General features: G+C 71.1%; 4 protein-coding genes. 3 read left to right on the top strand and 1 reads right to left on the bottom strand.

The genetic code is table 11. The features are described from left to right. The first annotated feature begins 172 nt into the window (after positions 1-172). Complete coding sequence (clpB, locus tag C1I97_RS30910; protein WP_111006380.1) at positions 173-2,770, top strand: ATP-dependent chaperone ClpB; 2,598 nt, start codon at positions 173-175, stop codon at positions 2,768-2,770. A 193-nt stretch (positions 2,771-2,963) separates the two neighbouring features. Then, on the top strand, positions 2,964-3,494 hold the full coding sequence (locus C1I97_RS30905) for a YbjN domain-containing protein (RefSeq protein ID WP_111006379.1): 531 nt from the start codon (positions 2,964-2,966) through the stop codon (positions 3,492-3,494). Between the two features lie 116 nt (positions 3,495-3,610). Here the strand turns inward: C1I97_RS30905 and C1I97_RS30900 are convergent, their stop codons facing one another. Further along, positions 3,611-4,810: a pyridoxal phosphate-dependent aminotransferase gene (locus C1I97_RS30900; protein ID WP_111006378.1), complete on the bottom strand. Its 1,200-nt coding sequence runs from the start codon at positions 4,808-4,810 to the stop codon at positions 3,611-3,613. Positions 4,811-4,943: 133 nt separating this feature from the next. Here C1I97_RS30900 and C1I97_RS40790 point away from each other — a divergent pair. Next, the coding region (locus C1I97_RS40790) for a hypothetical protein (protein ID WP_111006381.1) at positions 4,944-5,215 on the top strand (272 nt) is incomplete at its 3' end.

Here is a 5,215-nt window from a genome sequence, read left to right as displayed (position 1 = left end):
CCCGTCCACCCGCCCGGGCCCGGGCCCGCGCGACCCGGTCCGGGGCAGGGCTCCCGGAGAAAGGTTGAGTGGAATAGACTCAAGTTTGTGTAGGCTTACTGAGTCAGTACCGGGAGACGTGGCTGAGCGCTGACGCCAAGCCGTCAAGGGGCCAAGGAGGAGAGAAGCGACCGTGGACGCCGAGCTGACCAACAGGAGCCGGGACGCCATCAACGCGGCCGGCAACCGGGCCGTGCGGGAGGGGCACCCCGACCTCACCCCCGCCCACCTGCTCCTCGCGCTGCTCGAGGGACAGGACAACGAGAACATCACCGACCTGCTGGCCGCCGTCGACGCCGACCAGGCAGCCGTCCGTTCCGGCGCCGAGCGCGTGCTCGCGTCCCTGCCCAGCGTGACCGGGTCCACCGTCGCGCCCCCGCAGCCCAACCGTGAGCTGCTGGCCGTGATCGCGGACGCGCAGAGCCGGGCGAAGGACCTCGGGGACGAGTACCTGTCCACCGAGCACCTGCTCATCGGCATCGCCGCGAAGGGCGGCGCGGCCGGCGAGGTGCTGACCGGGCAGGGAGCCGGTGCGAAGAAGCTGCAGGAAGCTTTTCAGAAGGCGAGGGGAGGGCGCCGGGTGACCACACCCGACCCGGAGGGCCAGTACAAGGCCCTGGAGAAGTTCGGCACGGACCTGACCGCGGCGGCGCGCGAGGGCAGGCTGGACCCGGTCATCGGCCGGGACCACGAGATCCGCCGCGTCGTGCAGGTGCTGTCGCGCCGTACCAAGAACAACCCGGTCCTCATCGGTGAGCCCGGCGTCGGCAAGACCGCCGTCGTCGAGGGGCTCGCCCAGCGGATCGTCAAGGGCGACGTGCCCGAGTCCCTGAAGGACAAGCGGCTGGTCGCCCTCGACCTCGGGGCGATGGTCGCGGGCGCCAAGTACCGCGGCGAGTTCGAGGAGCGGCTGAAGACCGTGCTGGCGGAGATCAAGGGCTCCGACGGCCGGATCATCACCTTCATCGACGAGCTGCACACGGTGGTCGGCGCGGGCGCCGGCGGCGACTCCGCGATGGACGCCGGCAACATGCTCAAGCCGATGCTGGCCCGCGGCGAACTGCGCATGGTCGGCGCCACGACGCTGGACGAGTACCGGGAGCGGATCGAGAAGGACCCGGCCCTCGAGCGGCGCTTCCAGCAGGTGCTGGTCGCCGAGCCGACAGTCGAGGACTCCATCGCGATCCTGCGTGGACTCAAGGGCCGCTATGAGGCCCACCACAAGGTGCAGATCGCGGACAGCGCGCTGGTCGCCGCCGCGGCCCTGTCCGACCGGTACATCACCTCCCGCTTCCTGCCCGACAAGGCGATCGACCTCGTCGACGAGGCCGCCTCCCGGCTGCGCATGGAGATCGACTCCTCGCCGGTCGAGATCGACGAACTCCAGCGTGCCGTCGACCGGTTGCGGATGGAGGAACTGGCGCTCGACAAGGAGACCGACGCCGCCTCCCGCGAGCGGCTGGAGAAGCTGCGCCGCGACCTCGCCGACAAGGAGGAGGAACTGCGCGGCCTGACCGCCCGCTGGGAGAAGGAGAAGCAGTCCCTCAACCGGGTCGGTGAGCTGAAGGAGAAGCTGGACGACCTGCGCGGCCAGGCCGAACGCGCCCAGCGCGACGGCGACTTCGACAGCGCCTCCAAGCTGCTGTACGGGGAGATCCCCAGCCTGGAGAAGGAGCTGGAGGCCGCCTCGCAGGCCGAGGAGGAGGCCGCCAGGGACACCATGGTCAAGGAGGAGGTCGGTCCGGACGACATCGCCGACGTGGTCGCCTCCTGGACCGGCATCCCGGCCGGCCGCCTGCTCGAGGGCGAGACGCAGAAGCTGCTGCGCATGGAGGAGGAGATCGGCAAGCGGCTGATCGGCCAGACGGAGGCCGTACGGGCCGTCTCCGACGCCGTACGCCGCAGCCGCGCGGGCATCTCGGACCCCGACCGGCCGACGGGCTCGTTCCTCTTCCTCGGCCCGACCGGTGTCGGCAAGACCGAACTCGCCAAGGCGCTCGCCGACTTCCTCTTCGACGACGAGCGGGCGATGGTCCGCATCGACATGTCGGAGTACAGCGAGAAGCACAGCGTGGCTCGGCTGGTCGGCGCCCCGCCCGGCTACGTCGGCTACGAGGAGGGCGGCCAGCTCACGGAGGCGGTCCGCCGCCGCCCGTACAGCGTGGTGCTGCTGGACGAGGTGGAGAAGGCCCACCCGGAGGTCTTCGACATCCTCCTGCAGGTGCTGGACGACGGCCGCCTGACGGACGGCCAGGGCCGTACGGTCGACTTCCGCAACACCATCCTGGTGCTGACCTCCAACCTGGGCAGCCAGTACCTGGTCGACCCGCTGACGAGCGAGGAGGAGAAGAAGGAGCAGGTGCTCGAGGTGGTCCGCACCTCCTTCAAACCGGAGTTCCTCAACCGCCTGGACGACCTGGTGGTCTTCTCCGCCCTGACCAAGGACGAGCTGGGCCGGATCGCGAAGCTCGCCATCGACCGCTTGGCCAGGCGCCTGGCGGAACGCCGCCTCACCCTGGACGTCACCCCCGACGCCCTGGCCTGGCTCGCCGACGAGGGCATGGACCCGGCCTACGGCGCCCGCCCGCTGCGCCGCCTGGTCCAGACCGCCATCGGCGACCGCCTCGCCAAGGAGATCCTCTCCGGCGAGATCAAGGACGGCGACACGGTCCGCGTCGACCGCTTCGGCGACGGCCTGCTGGTGGGCCCGGCCACCGGGAAGACCCTGTAACGGCGCCTGCGCACCCCTCGGCCCCTTTTCCTCGGTGAGTGTGGGACAGGGCCGAGGGGTGCGGGTACCCGGGAGCATGGCTGCCCGGGTGACCGGATCTTGTCAGCCGAGGGCTTACAGGGGCCGCCGGGGCTTGCCACCACCCTCCCCGGATGGGGGAGGATGGCGGGATCCGTACGAAGGGAAAAACACGGTGAGCATCGACCCGTCCTCGATTCCGAACTTCGGGGGCCAGCCCGAGCCGCAGCCCCAAGGACCGGCGGGCCCCGTCGTCCCGGATCAGGACCTCGTGAAGCAGCTCCTGGACCAGATGGAGCTCAAGTACGTCGTCGACGACGAGGGTGACCTCGCGGCGCCGTGGGAGCAGTTCCGTACGTACTTCATGTTCCGTGGCGAGGACGAGCAGCAGGTCTTCTCGGTGCGGACGTTCTACGACCGGCCCCACAAGATCGACGAGAAGCCCCAGCTGCTCGAGTCCATCGACGACTGGAACCGTAGGACCCTTTGGCCCAAGGTCTACACCCACACCCACGACGACGGCACCGTCCGCCTGATCGGCGAGGCCCAGATGCTGATCGGCATGGGCGTCAGCCTGGAGCACTTCGTCTCCTCGACGGTCAGCTGGGTGCGGGCCGCCATCGAGTTCGACCGCTGGCTCGTCGAGCAGCTCGGCCTCGAGCAGGAGCTCGACGACACGGACAAGCCCGAGGACGACGAGGAGTAGTCCCGCGGCGGTCCTACGGCGGTGTCCGCCCGCTCGCGAGCGGATACGTTCCGTAGGGTCATGAGAGCCCGGTCGAAGCGCAGGCCGGGCTCTTGCCGTACGCGGCCCGTGGCCGGTCAGCCGGCCAGGGCCTTCAGGCGCTCGGCCGCCTCCCGGAGCACCGCCGGCTGTTTGCAGAAGGCGAAGCGGACGAAGGGGGCGCCCTCGGCGCGGTGGTCGTAGAAGACGGCGTTCGGGATGGCGACCACGCCCGCGCGCTGTGGCAGGGAGCGGCAGAAGGCGAAGCCGTCCGTCTCCCCCAGGGGGCGGATGTCGGTGGTGATGAAGTACGTGCCCGCCGGCCGGAAGACCCCGAAGCCCGCCTCGGCCAGGCCCGCCGCCAGTACCTCCCGGCGGGCCCGCATGTCCTCGCGGAAGGCGGCGAAGTACGACTCCGGCAGCGCCAGCGCCTCGGCGACCGCGTACTGGAAGGGGCCCGAGGCCACGTACGTCAGGAACTGCTTGGCCGAGCGCACCGCCGTCACCAGACCGGGCGCAGCCGCGATCCAGCCGACCTTCCAGCCAGTGAACGAGAACGTCTTGCCGGCCGAGCCGATCGTCACCGTGCGCTCGCGCATGCCGGGGAGCGTGGCGAGGGGGACGTGCTCGGCGTCGTCGAAGACCAGGTGCTCGTAGACCTCGTCCGTGACCACCAGCAGGTCCCGCTCGACGGCCAGCTCGGCGATCGCGGTCAGCTCCTCGCGGGTGAGGACCGTACCGGTCGGGTTGTGCGGGGTGTTGACCAGCAGCAGCCGGGTCCGGTCGGTGACCGCCGCGCGCAGCTCGTCGAGGTCGAGGCGGAACGCGGCGCCCTCCTCGACGTGCGGGCGCAGGGTCACCGGTACGCGCCTGCCACCCGCCATCGCGATGCAGGCCGCGTAGGAGTCGTAGTACGGCTCCAGGGCGACCACCTCGTCGCCCGGTTCGACGAGAGCCAGCAGCGCGGCCGCGATCGCCTCCGTGGCGCCCGCCGTGACCAGCACCTCTGTGTCCGGGTCGTAGGAGAGCCCGTAGCGCCGCAGCTGGTGTGCGGCGACGGCCGTGCGCAGCTCGGGGACGCCCGGGCCCGGCGGGTACTGGTTGCCCCGCCCGTCGCGCAGCGCGCGCACGGCCGCCTCGCGGATCTCCTCGGGTCCGTCGGTGTCGGGGAAGCCCTGCCCCAGGTTGATCGACCCGGTCGACGCGGCCAGGGCGGACATCTCGGCGAAGATCGTCGTCCCGAACTCGGCGAGCCGGCGGTTGAGGAGCGGGCGTGCGCTGGAGGTCATAGCGGCCATCCTGCGCCGAAGCTCTGGACTTCCTCAAGTGTGCTTTGACCGGTCCGGCGGCCGGGCATGTCCTGCTCACGCTACGAGCGTGGCGCCCACGGGGGACGTGGCGCCCACGGGGGATCGGAAGGAGGGGGACGTCATGGTCCTCGGCATCTTTCTGGCGGTGATCGCGGTGATGTTCGTGGCCGGTGTGGCCACCGTGCGCCGGAGGGGGCGCCGCGACCGGTACGCCAAGGCGTACGGGGGCCGGCGCGCGCGGTCGCTCGGCGGGGGGAGCGCGGGCGGCACCACCGGCTGGTGGGCCGGGTCGGACGGCGGCTGCTCGTCCGGCGGCTCGGGTCACTCGGGAGGGCGTCACTCCGGCGGCCATCACTCGTGTGGGGGTCACTCGTGCGGGGGGCACTCCTCGTG

Source organism: Streptomyces sp. NTH33 (assembly GCF_003236365.1).
In the GTDB taxonomy this organism is placed as follows: Bacteria; Actinomycetota; Actinomycetes; order Streptomycetales; family Streptomycetaceae; genus Streptomyces.
The sequence above is the reverse complement of the archived record's forward strand: the minus strand, read 5'-3'. Positions and strand labels throughout refer to the sequence as shown.

Bases quoted from the DNA above. Each gene is read 5' to 3' on its own strand.
- C1I97_RS30900 (WP_111006378.1), bottom strand. From the start codon at position 4,810: ATGGCCGCTATGACCTCCAGCGCACGCCCGCTCCTCAACCGCCGGCTC.